This window comes from Variovorax sp. DAIF25 (assembly GCF_050711835.1).
Taxonomy (GTDB): Bacteria; Pseudomonadota; Gammaproteobacteria; order Burkholderiales; family Burkholderiaceae_C; genus Variovorax.
In genome coordinates this window covers 5,593,351-5,608,604 of the sequence record NZ_CP136636.1, presented here as the reverse complement: position 1 = coordinate 5,608,604, position 15,254 = coordinate 5,593,351, and the positions used below count along the sequence as shown (strand labels likewise).

Sequence of the window (15,254 nt, the reverse complement as noted above, 5' to 3'; positions counted from 1 at the left end):
TAAAGCCTCGATCAAGATTGCTCTTCCAGGTGGCCATGCACCGCATCAGCGTGCTACGTGTCGCCGCCCGACCTTCCGCGCCTTGCAGCCACAGCAGATCGCGCAGCATGCCGCCACCGGCGAACGGGTACCGCAGGTGCAACTCGTCGGTGCGATGCATCCACCCGTGGGAGCAGCCTATCCACTCTGCGACATGTTCAGATTTGTGAAGCCGGCTCTGATCGACTACGCAGATCGATGAGCATTGGAATACCAAACCGGTTGTCGGCGAAGTGTTTCACCGATTTGCAACGCCGTGGCCCGACCGCCTCATCGCACTGCGAGATTCAGCTCATCGATCTCTTTGATCAGATGAGCTGCGAGCTTTTGCACGGACGCAGGCGTAGGGTGGCGCAGATAGGAAAGCGCCAAGAGCGTCAACGGGTGGACGCCCAGAACTGCAGCCAATTCGTCCACCTTGGCAACGGTAGGCTGTTTCAGTCCTCGCTCCAACGAAGAAATGTAGGTCCTGCTCGACACCTGGTCGAACGATTCTTGCGGCAATCCCTTGGCCTTGCGGGCCATGCGCAGCGCACGGCCGAAGTCGGATTGGAGGGGGCGATGAGCCGCAGATTTCATCCCCTCTATTGCGTCATTTAGAATCCCATAGGGCTACAACCTATAGGGTTCATTTTTATGTTTGTGACGATGGATTCGCATGAGGTGAGGATCTCTTCCATGCTGGCCGGTCCCGGTGTGAGATGCTGGAGAGCGGTCAAGTTGAACTTGTCGATCCCCTTCTTCTTCCCGACTTGGGTGGTACAGGAAGACGACCTCGAGGTCCCGGAGCGAGCTCTGCTGATCTATGAGAGCGATTTCCTCGATCTCTTCGAGAGCGTGGGGCCGCAATCACTGCGACACCTTCAGTATCTGGCGCCGATGGAGAGCGATCGTGATCGCTGGCAAATTCGAGATATCCGAAAGATCTGGTCGGCAACCAGCGTCGATGCCGATCAGGTCGAACATCTGGTCCTCGAAGATGAGAACGGAGCGCAGTTCACACACTACAGCATGCGCTCTTCGTTCAGCATTCGGCATCAGATCTGGCCGGTCAACTGAACATGGAAATCCCGCTCCTGCTGGCCCTCGCCGTCGTCTTGGTACTCTTCTACTGGGCCTGGATCGCATTGCCTCGTTCGATTCAGACCGGACGCGAGCAGTTGCTGCGGGCGCAGGGTCAAGCATCTGGCGCGACCTTCTTCCCGGTCGATCCCCGTCGCATGCTGGGCGATTGGGATGGAACCTGCATCTTGTTCGATCCGGATGCACGTAAGGCTTGCATCGTCGTTCGTGGAAAGAACGCCCGGACGGTCGATTTCGAGTACTTCAACACTTGGCAACTCAAGTGGACCGAATATCCCGGAAACCCGGTGTTTCGCTTTCAGCACGTGCACTTCCTCTTCGAGACCAGTGACTTCGATCGCCCAACGATCCGGGTCGCCGTGCCCTCCAGGTCCGACGGCGAGGCTTGGAACGCCAAGCTCTCGATCCTGATGCCCTGAATGCGCTGCTGAAGAAATGGTCCTACCGACGTGAAACTGCTCATCCTTTCGGACCTTCACCTCGAGTTCGGGACCTTTCTCGTCCCGAAGGTCGACTACGACGCAGTGATCCTTGCTGGGGACATCTTCGTCCCCGGTTCCAAGGCCATGCGCTGGGCCCGGCGGGCGGGGAACTTTGGGGAGACGGTCCCCATCGTCTTGGTGCCTGGCAACCACGAGTTCTTTCAAGGCGTTTTGCAGACCACGCTCAAGGAAATGGCGCTCACCGCGAGTTCGTGCAACGTGCATCTCCTGGCACCCGGCGAGGCCATGATCGCCGGCGTCCGCTTTCTGGGCTGCACGCTGTGGACAGACTTCGAACTGCCGATCCAGACCAAGACGGGAACTCTGACCGACACCGAGCGGGCCATGAAGGCGGCGAAAGTCCGTCTCAACGACTACTCATCGATCCGGTGGGCCGAGGCGCAGGAATCCTCCGACGCACCCGTGGTAGCAGCCAAGTCAAGAAAGCGCCGCCTGGTACCCGAGGACACACTGGCGCTCCACCAGCGTGACCGCGCCTGGCTGGCCCAGAAGCTGGCCGAGCCCTTCGACGGGCCAACGGTGGTTGTGACCCACCACGCCCCGCATCGAAACTCTCTCGCTCCGCGCTATCAGTCCGACTGGCTGTCCGCAGCCTTTGTGAGCGAGCTCCCAAGTTCCTTCTTCGAAGTGCCGTCACTCTGGGTGCATGGCCACATCCACGAGAGCTTTGACTATCAAGTCGGCAACTGCCGGGTGGTGTGCAATCCCCGTGGGTACTTGCGGCATGACCGCGGCCTGGAGAACAAGCAGTTCAACCCCGAACTCGTGGTCGAGCTATGAGTGACAGCCAGTTATCTACCCGCACGATCCAGCAAGTGCTGGCTGCCGCGACTGCGGTCGCGGGTGGGGACCTCGAAGCTGCCATCCTCTGGTACAGGAACGAGCCACTCGCGCTGTTTGAAAACAGGACCGCCGAGTCGCTGGTAGCCGAAGGGCGAGCTGCCGACGTGCTCAATCTCCTTGAGTCTTTCCAGGCCGGGTTTGCTGGATGATGAAGCCCTGTACTTGCCGTCTACCCGTGGCAGAAGCGACGTTGACCCACGATGCCGTTGGTCGCACGAGTGATTCCAGCGATTTGCTGTTCCTGGATATCGATGGTGTTCTTCATCCTGTCGGCGTGGACTACTCGTTCAGCAGCAGGTTCTTCAGCCATTTGCCGCGGCTCGAGGCGCTTCTTCGAGAGTTCGAGTCTGTCGACGTCATCATCTCGTCGGATTGGCGGCTGGCCGAGAGCATCGAGCAGCTGCAGCGGTATTTCAGCACCGAGATCCGGCGTCGGATCATCGGCGCGACGCCGCAGATTGACCCCGGTGTGGCCGTCCACCACCGGCGTCAGTTGGAGATCCAGGCGTGGCTCGATGGGAACGGCCGCAGCGACGCGGAATGGGTCGCACTTGACGACTGGCCCGAGAACTTCGAAGCGGGCTTCGCGCGGCTCGTCCTCACCGATCCCAAGCGTGCATTCGATCAAGACAGCTTCCAGGAACTACGCTCGCACTTCCTGCGGTTTGCGGCTGGACGATGAACCGCCATCGGCATTTGAAATGAAACCGCTCATCTCATCGAACCTCCGTGCGCGGTCCGAGCACAACCAGTCGAAGCCCAAGCTCATGTTCTTCGGCGACCCACACGGCGATCTCGATCCGGTGATCGCCGCGGTCGAGCGCTTTCAGCCTGAGGCGATCGTGCTGCTGGGCGACATCCAGGCGCGCCGACCTCTGCACGACGAGCTAAGGCCGATCCTGGATCTCACCGAGATCTGGTTCATCCACGGGAACCACGACACGGACTCCGACGCCGACCACGACAACCTGTGGGGATCAGAGCTCGCCACCCGCAACCTGCACGGACGCATCGTCGAGATCGCAGGGTACAAGGTCGCAGGCCTGGGCGGCATCTTCCGCAGCAAGATCTGGGATCCGCGGCGGCCGATCGAGGAGGCGGCGTTCCAGTCGAGCGACGCCATGCGCCGCACCATGAAGCGCGAGGAACGGTGGCGCGACGGCATCTCCCGCAGGCACCGGTCCTCCATCTTCCCGAACGACTACCTGCAGTTGCTCCGGAGCCAGCGCGCCGACATCCTGGCGACGCACGAGGCGCCTTCGGCGCATCCGCACGGCTGGCGGGTGATCGACGAGCTCGCTGAGAAACTCGGCGTCCAGCTGGTGGTTCACGGCCACCACCACCGGTCCATCGACTATGTCGGCGAGGGCTTGATGACCACCGCGGCGCCGTTTCGCGCCTTCGGGGTCGACATGGGCTTGCACCTGGCATGGCCGCGCGACGAGCCTGGGCCGGGAGAGTCTCTACAAGACATACTCGACCTCGCTACTCAGGTGTTCGGCGCAGCGGCCCAAGCCTGGCTGGACAAGCCGCACGAGCTGCTCGATGGTCAAACGCCGACGGCGTTCGCTGTCGGGGGCGGCGCTGGCAGAGTGCGATCGATCCTCATCGCGATTCAACACGGCGGTGTCGTATGAAGGCTGGTGGATATGGGCTAGGAGATTCAGGGTGATCCTGTTCCTCGACTTCGACGGCGTTCTGCATCCGGAAGGGGAAGAACACATCCTCAACGGCGGCGCCGATTTCTGCTTCCTATCGCGACTAGAGGCGTTGCTGCGCGAATTCCCGCACGTGAACATCGTGATCAGTTCATCCTGGCGCGAGCAGCTTCTCTACAAGACCTTGCTGAAGCCTTTCTCCAGCGACATCAGAGCCCGCATCCTCGGAGCCACGCCTCATTCGGGTTTTGGCCTTCCACCGCCGTACAGGAAGCGTGAAGGAGAAATCCTTGCCTGGCTCCAGATCCACGATGCGATCAATGAGCCATGGGTTGCACTCGACGATGCCGACTGGCAGTTCGATCACTGCAAGGACCATCTGGTGGTGTGCGGCTCGTTCACCGGCTTCGACGACAAGGCGAGTGCCGAGCTTCGTGCGCGCTTTGAAGGGGCGATTCAATGAAAGTTCTGATTCTTTCCGACCTTCACCTCGAGTTCGCACCTTTCGAGCCGGTGCCTGATCTCGAGTTTGATGCTGTCATCCTGGCCGGCGACATTCATTCGCCCGCCAAGCGCGCCGTCCAGTGGGCGGCGGATCGCTTTCGTGGCAAGCCCGTGGTCTATGTCGCCGGCAATCACGAGTACTTCGACGGACGGTTGGACACGACCCTGACCGATGCACGCCGGGAGGCCGAAGGAACCAATGTCCATCTTCTCGACGGTGACGAGTTGGTGGTCGATGGCGTGCGCTTCCTCGGCGCGACGCTGTGGACTGACTTCGCGCTTGCCATCGAGACGCCTGAAGGTCCGGTCAGCGATGTCGGGCGTGCCATGAAGATGGCGACCAATCTGCTGAACGACTACGCGCTGATCCGCACGGTCGACGAGTCGGCAGAGCCCGATACCTGGCGGGACAAGCAGGGAAGAAAGCTTCAAGCGGCCGACACACTGCGGATTCATCAGGCACAGCGCGCCTGGCTGCAGACGAGGCTCTTGGAACCGTTCCCTGGCCCGACCGTGGTTGTGACGCACCATGCACCTCATCGCGGTTCGCTGGCGCAGCGCTACGCCGATGACTGGGCCTCGGGCGCATTCGTCACCGAGCTTCCGGAAGCTTTCTTCGATGTACCCATGCTCTGGGTGCATGGTCACACGCATCAGCAGTTCGACTATCGAGTCCGTTCTTGTCGAGTCGTGTCCAACCCGCGCGGATACGTCAACTGGAGTGGCAGGATCGAGAACAAGGCGTTCGAGCCTGGTCTGGTCATCAATCTGGGGTCTCCCAGCATGGCTCCGCTGAGGATGTGCTGCTGAAGCGCTGATGGAGTGCGATCGGGCGGATCTGGTTCTTCACCCAGTTGTTGTCGATCGGCAATTGCCCATCGTCGATGTAGCGCGTGAGCGCGATCCATTGCTTTAGGCTGTAATCCAGCGCCCGGGCCAGCGCTGTGCCATCGGTCGCGCGAAGGCGGTGCGCGATCAACCTCCCATGGCCTCGTCACAATGGCCTGCCCTTGTACCCTGCGGGAGGCGACTTTGGCTCTTTCGCCACCTTTGCAGCCGATGTCGACTTAAACAATGAAGGATCTACCTCAAACACACTGACAGCTACCTGGTGACTGCCGTGAACATGGGCTACCAAGCGCTCGTGTTTCGGCAGTGGAACTTGCGCGGTAGAGCCTCCAAACTCACCGGAATTTGCCAACACCACAGGCTGGTACATGTGGAAGTGCAAGGCAGCAATCATGTTGTCGAAGGTCTGAATGTCTTGATTCAAGGCTGCTACCAGGAACATATCTGACCGATCACGAAGATCTGCCACTAGATCGAGGTCGGTTGCGTCATAGCAAATCGCAGCGGCAACTCGGGTTCTTGTCTTCGCGCCGATAGGCAGTTCAATGAGAGTTACGTGAGGTCGGTAGCCTTTCACGCCCATCTTTGCCTCCAACTTCATGGGATACAGCTTGCCCTGCCAGACGTACTGGAAACTGCGCCCATGGGCTGGGGATTCCGTCCGAATGAGCCAGAGGCCCTGATTCACGACGCCGCCAGCCTTGTTTGAATGCAGAAAGGTCAGGCCAGTGAAGATGTTGGCTCGCAGTTTGTCGGACAGCCGGCGCAACAGTTGGACGTGTTCAGGATGAACGGCCAACTCGGGGAACAGAACTAAGTCAACGACTGGGCCGGTTTCCTCGCCCTTTCCACGCGCGGTAGCCACTGCAGAAGCCCATGTCTTGAGCTTCTGATAGGTCAACTTGCAAACCTCAGCTAAGTGTCTTCGATGCTCCGCTAGCACGCTTGGTGACCAATGCAATGGGTCCTTGACGTCGAACTCATCCCGACGCGGCAGCATGGGTTGAACGATGGCCACGCGCAGTGGTCTGTTCTCTAGCGGCGCATGGTCATCGACCGGCACCACGTAAATGGGAGTCTGGCTTCGGCTGCCAAACAAGGCACGCTGTATGTCGATGCGCGACTCCACCAGCATCAGCAGTTCCGCCGCTGTGCGTGCCTGACCTGCGGCAGCGGCATCATTGGACCGAAACTCGACGCCGGGCCATTGCAGCAGTGTTGACAGCAGTCCGGACAACCAGGGGGATACTGGACCCGGCTCGTCCAGTAGGCCGCGCCCAGAGTTGAGCAGACCGAAGCGCCGTTTAAACCAAGTGCTGCTGAGTCCGGTGTACCGACCTACGTCTTCCGTTACCAGAAAGCGGCGACTGGTGAAGTCGAATTCCCCGGTCAGCGCGGCTCGAAGAACGCGTCCCAATCCGTAGAGCCAAGCGCATTCTTCGGCGACCCACGGCGGGTTGTTATAGAGCGGGCTGTCCGGCTCGTTGGGCTCAAGCGCCTCAATCGATAGAAAGGCGTTCGACGCTGGAAGCGCTGGAATTCGCTCCCAGTCCTCGCAGCGTAAAATGATGTCAGTTGCGGACAGCCCTGCGGCCAAACGGTCTTCGATCCCTGGATGGCGCAAGAGCGCAGCGGCCAGCAGGAGAATGCTGTTCTCCTGACCGAATACGTTGTCCGGCTCCAACATCAGGTGGAGAAGCAGCGCGACATCCTTCGGACCCGCGCCTGCCCGGCGAACCGAGAGTGCACGCCTGTTGGTCTCTGTTATGGATCGTGGAACAAATTTCCGCCACAACGGGGACTTGCGACCGTTCAGTGTTGCCATCACCAAGTCCGGCCGGTTGAGCGAAAGCGATCGAAGCACGTCGGCCTGCAACGTCTCGTCTGTCGTGCGCCGCAGGCCATCAGCCAGCCAGGTGCCAAAGCGTCGCGGGTTGGGGTGGAGTTGCTGCGCAACAATAGCGAGCGGAAGAGCCGCCTTCAACTCCGTTCCATGTGCCGGCTCATACAGTGCCGCTCGCTGCAGAGCGGCATATGGCTGCAACTCGGCGGTATCTGTGCCAGTAGTGGTAGCGATCGACATATCGCCTATCGATACAAGATACAGGCGCACCTGTTGGCGAAGGTACCAGGGCGACTCCGGCCGGTCGGTGAGAATTCGTCGAGCCAGTGCGCCCAACTCTTCGCGGTAGCCAGCTACATCCACCCCTTCCGGGTACTCGTCCGCATCACGGAACCCTGTTTCCACGGCGCCTGCACGCATCAGGTCCGCCAATACGTACTCGGCAACTAGCACCTCCCGCTGTTTCCCGGCACTCAGGTCCTGCGGAACATCGAAGAGTTTCACTCCAAGAGCTTCAGCCACAGGTGCCAACAGCCGCGGATGGGGAAATAAGTCCAGTCCGCAGCGCAACAGTAGTGCAAGCGCTGGGTTATCGGCCCAGCACTTGATGAACTTCCGTGCCGTCGACTCGAACTCGTGCGAAAGCACTCGGCCGTTTGTCACGTACTCGGTTTGCGGATCGGCCGAGTCGATGCGCGCTTCCGTATCGGTCATTGCTAGGCGATGCCGCATCAGCTGTGCAAGGCGAGTGGCCACGAATCGCTTGACCGTGTCGTCGCGCACATCCGTGTTCGGAACGGCCACAGTCGCGAGCGACAGGCGTGACGGCTTGGGCTCCGCAACGTCGTCGATCTGGTCCGACATCCAGAGCAAACCGTCTAGTCCGCCGGCCGCCTGTTCCAGTGACTCAAGGTCGAATGTGCCGCTTAGCTCAGCGTTGAGCATCTCCATCTGCGCCGACATGTGGCTTTGCGCAGAGATGGCGCGGTATGCGGTGATGGTGCACTTGTCCGGCGAGAGCTCCAAAACTTGTCGAGCGGCAATGCGATGGCAGTGAGCTTCAAGCGCGCGGGTTACGTACGCCTTGACCCGCTCCAGCACGGCGCTCTGCCCCAAACCGCCCGGGCCACTTGGGGCCTCCACGACAAGTCGCATATCGTCCACATACCGGCAGTAGTCCAGCAGCTTGACCTCGTCGCCAATGTCTTTGGCCTTAGCTGCCACTTCTTGAAGGCTTTGGTCGAAGCGAACCAAATACGCGTTGGCCAGAAAGCCAGAGGCCACCAAGCCTTGCGGCAGGCCGAGCTCCAGTTCGGTTTTCCCGGGGCCGGCAATCAGCCCTGCATGCCGATGCTCTTCATCTCTCCAGCGCCAATCGAAGACCCTAGCCGTGCGCTGCCAGAACGTGTCATCGGCACGTTGCCGATCGGGCAATCCGTGTGTTGTCCAAAACTCTGCCTCGATCTGCTGCAGTTCGGTCAGCAGCGCAGCCCGATCCACCCGGTCGAAGAACGACTTGATGTCGAGAGAGACAACGAACAGCTCGCGGCGAGGAGCAAGCTGTGGCATCAGTTCGTCGCAGACACGACGTGGACGCGCCAGGAACGCACGATAGTCCTGGAAATACTGCCGGTAGGTTCGGCTGTTTCCCCATGAGAACTTCGCTCGCGGTCGCTGTGTTGACGAGCGCTCCCAACTGCAATGCAGTCGGTTTCCGTAGCTCACCACACCTGCCGCGCGAGCACTTAGCCCATCCGTGTCGGTCGTGTTGCCCTGGGCCGATTCCACCGCCTCGGCGAGGCACATCATCACCGCCGTGGCCAATGTCTGGTCGCGAATGGTCAGATGCGCCAGCGGGCGAAGCTTCTGAGTCGTTTCGGTCAAGATGTCGGCCGTGTCTTGCTCGGCCCGGGCCTCGGCCCTGGGGCTCCAATCATCAAATGTCGGGTCTGAGCCCAGGCTGTCGAGATCCAAGCTCAGCAGATCATCGATTTGGATATTAGGAGCCGCCCTGAAATCCCATTTGGCATTCTTGGGGGCAGGTACCAGTAGCATGTCGTGAGGCCGGAAGTCGTCGCTTCGGATCGCTTCTCCCCACCGAACAAGGCGGTCCTCAAGGTCGATGGTCGAAGCGTCCAGTTCCAAGACGTCGGCATACCAATTGTGGCGGCGGATGAACGCATGCGACTTCTTCCAAGCCTGTGCCAGGACCACCACATCGGCCAAGCTCTCCCCTTGCAGAGCCAAAGAGCTGTACTGTTCCTTTACCACCGTCATGACTTTCCCTCCAAAATTTTATTGTGCTTGGCTGGGCGAATGAGGCTCACTCCAGCGCAGTTGTTCGCTACATCATCGACAGAAACTGTCGCTGCTAGAGGTGTCTAGTGTCATGGAGACCGTCAATGTCGATGTCAATGCGCCGACGGATGCTAGCCGGGCCAGGATTTCATGGGAATCACCCCCGCGACGGCCGCAAGCCAACCGCGGGTAGGAAAACCTGCCGTTACCAGCGACGGCTTACCTAAATAGTGAAGTGCCGCACGGGGTGGTGCGGGCGATCATAGAGAAGCGATTGGACGTTCGTCCTGAATCTCGCACGCGCATTGGCGTTCGGCGACTGCAGATGTTCAAGAGTAGAAGGTCCACCATCTGCACCCAGTCTGAAGGAGGCGTCAGGGGACCGGAGCACACATCGATTTGCCCCGTGCCAGTCGACCTAAGCCTCTTAGGTCAACGCTGCCGCCGCACGGCACAATGCGTCCATGCCAAATATCGCCTCGATTCTCAAAGCAGAGATTTCCCGCGTTGCTCGCAAAGAGGTGCGCGCCGAGATCGAAACGCTCAAGAAGGCATCCGTCGCCCATCGTGCGTCGATTGCCGAGCTGCGTCGCCAAGTGAATGCGCTCGAGACAGAACTGCGCCGTTTTTCGAAGGCCGCGACGCGTCCCGCCACCTTGCCTGATTCAGCCAATGAGCCTGCAGAAGGCACAAAGCGCCGATTCAGCGCGACCAGGTTGGCGGCACAGCGCTCAAAGCTCGGACTCTCCGCTACACACTATGGGCAACTGGTCGGCGTCTCCGGGCAGACGATCTACCACTGGGAACAAGGCAAGGCACGTCCGCGGGCGGCGCAACTCGAGAGCCTTGCAAGGGTGCGAGGCTTCGGAGCACGAGAGGTTGCGCTGCGCCTGTCCACGTAGTGAGATCTACGCATGAGCGGCAAGCTCATTCTCCTCTGGAGATCCACTGTACCGCGTTGGACCAGAGACTGAAGAAGCCAGCAGGAGCATGAAAAGGTACGTGGCACCATTTTCCTGAGAGTGGCCAGCTGCCCGCTTTGGTGCGAAAAGCCGGCGCTGTACTCTTCGATAATTTTCACGATCCGGGCCAACCACTTTGTCATCTACAAAAATCTCGAAAATCGAAGATTCGAACGGCATCAGCATCGGTTTGGACCTGCCTCTGCAAGCTGGTAGCGCACTTCGACTTGACAAGTTCGGCCGAGTCGGATTCGCAAAGTCAGCGGCGGAGGCGCTCCGTCGCATTACGTCCAATTCCGGCTTTGTGCTTTCCATTGAGGGAGCGTGGGGAAGCGGAAAGACTTCGGCCCTTGCAATGATCGAGGAGTTGCTGGGACAAGGCAGCAAGGCAGACAAGCCCGTCATCGTGCACTTCAATCCATGGCTGATCGGTGATCGTGACGCGTTGCTTCGGCACTTTCTGTCCAAGCTCGCGACAGCAGCAAAGCTCACCGACCACGCCAAGAATGGCAAGAAAGCTGCCAAGGAGCTGAAGACGTACGCCAAGGCATTTGATGTCATGAAGCTCATACCTGGCGCGGAGCCGTGGGCCTCCATGATCAAGTCTGTAGTCCTTGCTGTGGGAGAGACAACGGAGGAGATCGCCGAGTACAAAACGCCAGACATTGAAGTACAGAAGACGAGAGTAGAAGAGGCACTAGAAAAGCTGACTCAGCCAATTGTCATCTTTGTGGACGACATCGACAGGTTGTACCCTCTGGAAGTCTTCGAGATGATTCGCATCATCAAGGCAGTTGGCGGCCTACCGAACGTTGGCTACGTCATAGCCCTTGACCCAGCCTATGTGGGGCGGGCGCTGCAAAGTGCATCCGTGCCGCAAGCCGACAACTATCTGGACAAAGTCGTGCAACTCAGGATGCCACTGCCGGGGATGTCACTCTCTTCGCGCAGAGATCTCGTTAACGAGGCACTTGGAACGTTGCATCCGGATGCGTCCGCAAGCCATTTTTCGGATTCCGAGGACCGTATCGCCATGCTCTACTTCTCTGGGCTCAGAGAACTTCTCGAGCAACCTAGGGATGTGACCCGCGTCTTCAATACAGTGCGCGTAATTGAGCCGGAGCTGCGCGGCGAAGTGGTCCTTTCGGACATCGTGGGTCTAGCAACTTTGATGGTGAAGGCCTCACCAGTTTTCGAGCTGCTCAGCAAGCAGCCGAGCCTTTTTGTCGGACGCCTTCCGTCCGATCTCGGCGTGCACAGCAGCGGCAAAGATATCATCAAGAATGGCCGAAAAAAGCGCGAAGAAGCGTATGAGAAGTGCAGTTCATCCGCAGCTGTCAAGCGGTTGGTCCACCGGCTATTTCCTTTGACCGCCAATGCCGAAGAGGCTTTTGTTTCCGGCCAGATCTCCGGAGTGAAGGGGCATATCGCCGACCCGGCAAGGCTGTTGGTCGCACTCCAGCTCAGCACAGGTGCTGCAGATGTCAGCTTCGTCGCAGCGCGTCAATATCTTCATCACCCGAGCAAACGAGGAGAGATTGAATCCGCGTTGACTTCTGAGAATGGACTTGCGTTCCTAGAGAGTTTGGGCGATGTCGCGGCCTCCCTTGAGGGCAAAGGAGTTGCCGACCTCCTCGATCTTTGTCTCTCGATCGCAAGACTGATAGATGCAAGAGGCGACATTGCAACGGCACGAGGTCACTTCAGGGCAGACACCGCGGCTGTACGCGCTATCAGCTCGTTGGTCGAGACGGCCGGCGCCGGGCAGGAAGCCTTGATCGCCGAAGCCCTTGTCAAGGACGATGCATGCCTTAGCATCGCGATGCATGTCATTGCCATGAGCTCTCTCGGTGGAACGAGCAAGAGCTCGCTCCAGTATCCGTCGTCAAAGGGGAAGGCACTTCAGCACGTATTCGCGGAGAACTGTCTGAAAGCTGCGCAGAATGGAAGGCTACTTGAGGCGTGCGCGAGCTACATCATCCTGTGGCATCTTCCAAACTTCGCGAAAGGCCATTGTCAGCCGATATTCAAGACACTGAGGGACTTCGATTCATCGCTAGACAGCTTTGTGCTCTGCGCTTTGCGCGACAGCTTCGACTCCTACAAGGGACAGATTTTCGCGTTGGGGGCCGAAGAAATGCGAATTGAAGCATATGTGTCGCTTGCAGAATTGAAGCGCCATGGAGAAAGTCGACTTGCCGATGCAACCTTGACTTTGCCGGCAAAGGCCGCCTGGCGAGCATTGGTTGAAGGAAAGCGCATTTACGGCAAAGATGGATCGTTGGCAGAAGGGTAATGCGAGATTCGATTCGGTACGCTGTATCCAAGTCCTTGCAGGGAGCCTTCCTCAGTGAGATGAACCAAGGCCGAGAGCTACGGAGCCACCGGATGTCCATTTCTATCGAGTTTCGCCACTATCTTTCAATAGCGCATCTTTCTGCAGCAGCACTCTTCGCGAGCCAATGCCGCGCTCTGGAAGCGACCGCTGGGACGACTCCATTTGACAGTCCCGGGCGCCGTCAGCACAACGCGTTTGCAGTATCAGCAGTCATCATGTCAACTGCATTCCTTGAGGCGACGGTCAACGAACTCTTCGCGGACTGCGCCGAAGATCCCCCCAGGCCGCGGGTGCATGCGATTGCTTCGAAGGGGCTGCTCGGACGCATGTGGATGAGGGAGGTGCCACGCACCGCTGCCTATTCGATACTAGAAAAGTATGAGATCGCTCTGGAACTCAACGCAAGTCCGTCCATGGACCGCGGTGCTTGGCCCTACCAGGACGTCAAGCTTCTGATCGAGCTTCGGAATGCTCTGATTCATTTCGAGCCCGAGATGATCGCTGTCAGTGGAGGAACACAGCCACCGCACGTCCACAAATTCGAAAAGCGCCTGAGGGGAAAGTTCGAGGAGAACCCGCTCACTGGAGCGGGCAACCCTTTCTATCCCGACAAGCTTCTTGGGGCGGGTTGTGCTGAATGGTCGGTGAGATCAGCTGTTGCTTTTGCGGATGACTTTTTCGAGAAGCTTGGAATCGATGCCACGTACGAGCTCGCTCGCTCGATCTATCTTCCGATCTGACAATCTCTCGACCCAGCGGCGGTTCGGCGCGGGGTGCCTGACCGTCCCAAGAACCAGTGCCTGAACCTATTCGCGATCATCGACGTTGTTGGTAGGCACCGGACTGCACGTCGGAAATGAGGACGAAATTTCCTATCCAATGAACCCGCGCACTTCCGTTTCGACGTGAGACCACTCCAGGCGCTCCTGCTCCAGCCGAACCCCACGCCTCTATTTCCATCCCTCCCATTCGTTGATCAGAAGCGCCTCATATAAGGCGATCTCCTCGGGCGACAGCGCACTCATGCTCTGACCGAGGAGCGAAAGGATGACGAAAGTCTTTTTGGGGTGCAGTTTCGTAGCAGAGGAGGCTCGTGGCGAGCATCGAATCCTAAGCACAGTCACTACATGATGACTCTGCCTCGGTCGCCATAGCCGAGGGGTGCTACCTGCAGTTCAGCGAGTTCAGCGAGTAGCCACTTGCGGCAGTGAAACGAGTCATCCGACGACTGCATCCATGCGCCACGCTCACGCTCGATCCAGGTTGTGCCAAACGCGTCGCCTGCATGGAAACCGGCGTTGAATGCTCGGACAGTATCTCCATTTGGATTTACGGCGGCATGTACAGACAGCTCGTGGAAGCCGGCGTCCGCCACCGACCCGCGCGCAGGCATGCCGTTCGGCAGAACGAATTCGAACAACTCGCCACGGCGCATGTTGTCCGGGAAACGGTTGTCACCTGGGCGAAGACTGAACAGTCTCTGTTCGAGAGCCGCATTGATGGCGCAGACGAGAAGGTTGCGCCAAGCCCGTTGGCGAAGCGTCTTGTATTCGATCTCGTAAGCCGAGACCGGAACCGTTGAGACCACGCCAAGCAGTGGCTCCCCACCTCCAATGGTCATCTCGAAGTCGAACTCTGGATCATCGTCATAGCCGAGTTGAACAAGGCGATCCACGAACTGAGACGATCTCAGCAAAACGAAGGGACGATCCTGCTCGCTGCCAACCATCGCTGCTTGCATCGCGGCATGCGTTCGAAATCCTAGGCTGCAGGCCAGTGCTTCGCTCAGGTGCGAAGACTTGACGTCAGGAAATTCGTCGCGGAGCGTCTTCTTAAGCGCGGCAAGAGGGGACGCGCACAGGGGTGTAGCTGCCATACGGCACTCCAATCGATTTGGTCGATGTTTCCCGATTACGCATCGACCCGGATTGAAGTCCGTTCGGTGGCACATGTTGATGTCTGCTTTAACCCGGGAACAGGTTCGGCCCAGACGCCTTGGCAGAAATCTTACGACAGATTTGACCGTGGTGCAAAAATAGACTGCGCCCAAAGTTGTCCTCTGGGCCAGCGAGAAGAGTGCTCGGGAGCAGCGTACGGGACCCGACTGCAAAACCTGTGGCACCCTAGCTGATTCGCGTTTGGCGGCGTTGCTTACACCGTGATCTAGGTACTAGGCAACCACGAGTACTGCGAAGGTCAGCTGAACACGACGCTGCCGAACTGCGTGACAGCGATGGTCGACACGGGTAGACAGGCTCGCCGCAGCACAGCCGGCATTGAAGCGAACCGCCATTCCTCGCGAAGGGCGGTTTGCGACACGCCCTGGCGGCTGAT

Annotated in this window: 14 protein-coding genes and 2 pseudogenes; 11 read left to right on the top strand and 5 right to left on the bottom strand. The window is 59.0% G+C overall.

The window, feature by feature from the left end; translation table 11 throughout:
- Positions 1–34: 34 nt before the first annotated feature.
- Together R0232_RS25855 and R0232_RS25850 are read right to left on the bottom strand one after the other, a co-directional pair.
- Positions 35–160 (bottom strand): annotated as a pseudogene (locus R0232_RS25855) (IS3 family transposase); the annotation flags it as partial.
- Positions 161–309: 149 nt separating this feature from the next.
- On the bottom strand, positions 310–564 hold the full coding sequence (locus R0232_RS25850; RefSeq protein ID WP_431509935.1) for a helix-turn-helix domain-containing protein: 255 nt from the start codon (positions 562–564) through the stop codon (positions 310–312).
- Between the two features lie 153 nt (positions 565–717).
- Between R0232_RS25850 and R0232_RS25845 the strand changes: the two genes are divergently transcribed.
- From R0232_RS25845 to R0232_RS25810, 8 genes are read left to right on the top strand one after another with little or no spacing between them, the layout of a single operon-like run.
- Positions 718–1,098 (top strand): hypothetical protein, encoded by a 381-nt coding sequence (locus R0232_RS25845; RefSeq protein WP_431509934.1) that lies wholly within the window; start codon positions 718–720, stop codon positions 1,096–1,098.
- A gap of 2 nt (positions 1,099–1,100) precedes the next feature.
- Positions 1,101–1,541, top strand: coding sequence for a hypothetical protein (locus tag R0232_RS25840; protein WP_431509933.1), 441 nt, complete (start codon positions 1,101–1,103; stop codon positions 1,539–1,541).
- Between the two features lie 30 nt (positions 1,542–1,571).
- Positions 1,572–2,405 carry a metallophosphoesterase gene (locus R0232_RS25835; RefSeq protein WP_431509932.1) on the top strand — a complete coding sequence of 278 codons (834 nt, stop codon included), beginning with the start codon at positions 1,572–1,574 and terminating at the stop codon, positions 2,403–2,405.
- Positions 2,402–2,617 (top strand): antitoxin Xre/MbcA/ParS toxin-binding domain-containing protein, encoded by a 216-nt coding sequence (locus R0232_RS25830; RefSeq protein WP_431509931.1) that lies wholly within the window; start codon positions 2,402–2,404, stop codon positions 2,615–2,617. The genes R0232_RS25835 and R0232_RS25830 overlap by 4 nt, the downstream gene beginning before the upstream one ends.
- A 41-nt stretch (positions 2,618–2,658) precedes the next feature.
- A complete protein-coding gene (locus R0232_RS25825; protein ID WP_431509930.1) occupies positions 2,659–3,150 on the top strand; it encodes an HAD domain-containing protein in 492 nt (163 codons plus the stop codon).
- A 19-nt stretch (positions 3,151–3,169) separates the two neighbouring features.
- Positions 3,170–4,105, top strand: a complete 936-nt coding sequence (locus tag R0232_RS25820; protein ID WP_431509929.1) for a metallophosphoesterase — start codon at positions 3,170–3,172, stop codon at positions 4,103–4,105.
- Between the two features lie 31 nt (positions 4,106–4,136).
- The gene (locus tag R0232_RS25815) at positions 4,137–4,589 is read left to right on the top strand and encodes an HAD domain-containing protein (protein WP_431509928.1); all 453 of its coding nucleotides are present in this window, start codon (positions 4,137–4,139) and stop codon (positions 4,587–4,589) included.
- Positions 4,586–5,440, top strand: a complete 855-nt coding sequence (locus tag R0232_RS25810; RefSeq protein WP_431509927.1) for a metallophosphoesterase — start codon at positions 4,586–4,588, stop codon at positions 5,438–5,440. The genes R0232_RS25815 and R0232_RS25810 overlap by 4 nt, the downstream gene beginning before the upstream one ends.
- 10 nt (positions 5,441–5,450) lie before the next feature.
- Here the strand turns inward: R0232_RS25810 and R0232_RS25805 are convergent.
- Positions 5,451–5,579: pseudogene (locus R0232_RS25805) on the bottom strand (IS66 family transposase); the annotation flags it as partial.
- A gap of 45 nt (positions 5,580–5,624) precedes the next feature.
- On the bottom strand, positions 5,625–9,599 hold the full coding sequence (locus R0232_RS25800) for a reverse transcriptase domain-containing protein (RefSeq protein WP_431509926.1): 3,975 nt from the start codon (positions 9,597–9,599) through the stop codon (positions 5,625–5,627).
- 485 nt (positions 9,600–10,084) lie between these two features.
- On the opposite strand from R0232_RS25800, the gene R0232_RS25795 reads away from it, so the two are divergent.
- From R0232_RS25795 to R0232_RS25785, 3 genes are all read left to right on the top strand, one after another.
- A complete protein-coding gene (locus R0232_RS25795; protein ID WP_431509925.1) occupies positions 10,085–10,522 on the top strand; it encodes a helix-turn-helix domain-containing protein in 438 nt (145 codons plus the stop codon).
- 196 nt (positions 10,523–10,718) lie between these two features.
- Complete coding sequence (locus tag R0232_RS25790; RefSeq protein ID WP_431509924.1) at positions 10,719–12,878, top strand: KAP family P-loop NTPase fold protein; 2,160 nt, start codon at positions 10,719–10,721, stop codon at positions 12,876–12,878.
- Positions 12,879–12,970: 92 nt separating this feature from the next.
- Positions 12,971–13,660, top strand: coding sequence for a hypothetical protein (locus R0232_RS25785; RefSeq protein WP_431509923.1), 690 nt, complete (start codon positions 12,971–12,973; stop codon positions 13,658–13,660).
- A gap of 383 nt (positions 13,661–14,043) precedes the next feature.
- Here the strand turns inward: R0232_RS25785 and R0232_RS25780 are convergent, their stop codons facing one another.
- Positions 14,044–14,796 carry a hypothetical protein gene (locus R0232_RS25780; protein WP_431509922.1) on the bottom strand — a complete coding sequence of 251 codons (753 nt, stop codon included), beginning with the start codon at positions 14,794–14,796 and terminating at the stop codon, positions 14,044–14,046.
- Between the last annotated feature and the right edge of the window lie 458 nt (positions 14,797–15,254).

What these genes read in the sequence shown, in the direction of transcription:
- R0232_RS25850 (WP_431509935.1), bottom strand. Translation starts at nt 564, where the DNA reads ATGGCCCGCAAGGCCAAGGGATTGCCGCAAGAATCGTTCGACCAGGTG.
- R0232_RS25845 (WP_431509934.1), top strand. Translation starts at nt 718, where the DNA reads ATGCTGGCCGGTCCCGGTGTGAGATGCTGGAGAGCGGTCAAGTTGAAC.
- R0232_RS25840 (WP_431509933.1), top strand. Translation starts at nt 1,101, where the DNA reads ATGGAAATCCCGCTCCTGCTGGCCCTCGCCGTCGTCTTGGTACTCTTC.
- R0232_RS25830 (WP_431509931.1), top strand. Translation starts at nt 2,402, where the DNA reads ATGAGTGACAGCCAGTTATCTACCCGCACGATCCAGCAAGTGCTGGCT.
- R0232_RS25820 (WP_431509929.1), top strand. Translation starts at nt 3,170, where the DNA reads ATGAAACCGCTCATCTCATCGAACCTCCGTGCGCGGTCCGAGCACAAC.
- R0232_RS25810 (WP_431509927.1), top strand. Translation starts at nt 4,586, where the DNA reads ATGAAAGTTCTGATTCTTTCCGACCTTCACCTCGAGTTCGCACCTTTC.
- R0232_RS25800 (WP_431509926.1), bottom strand. Translation starts at nt 9,599, where the DNA reads ATGACGGTGGTAAAGGAACAGTACAGCTCTTTGGCTCTGCAAGGGGAG.
- R0232_RS25795 (WP_431509925.1), top strand. Translation starts at nt 10,085, where the DNA reads ATGCCAAATATCGCCTCGATTCTCAAAGCAGAGATTTCCCGCGTTGCT.
- R0232_RS25785 (WP_431509923.1), top strand. Translation starts at nt 12,971, where the DNA reads ATGTCCATTTCTATCGAGTTTCGCCACTATCTTTCAATAGCGCATCTT.
- R0232_RS25780 (WP_431509922.1), bottom strand. Translation starts at nt 14,796, where the DNA reads ATGGCAGCTACACCCCTGTGCGCGTCCCCTCTTGCCGCGCTTAAGAAG.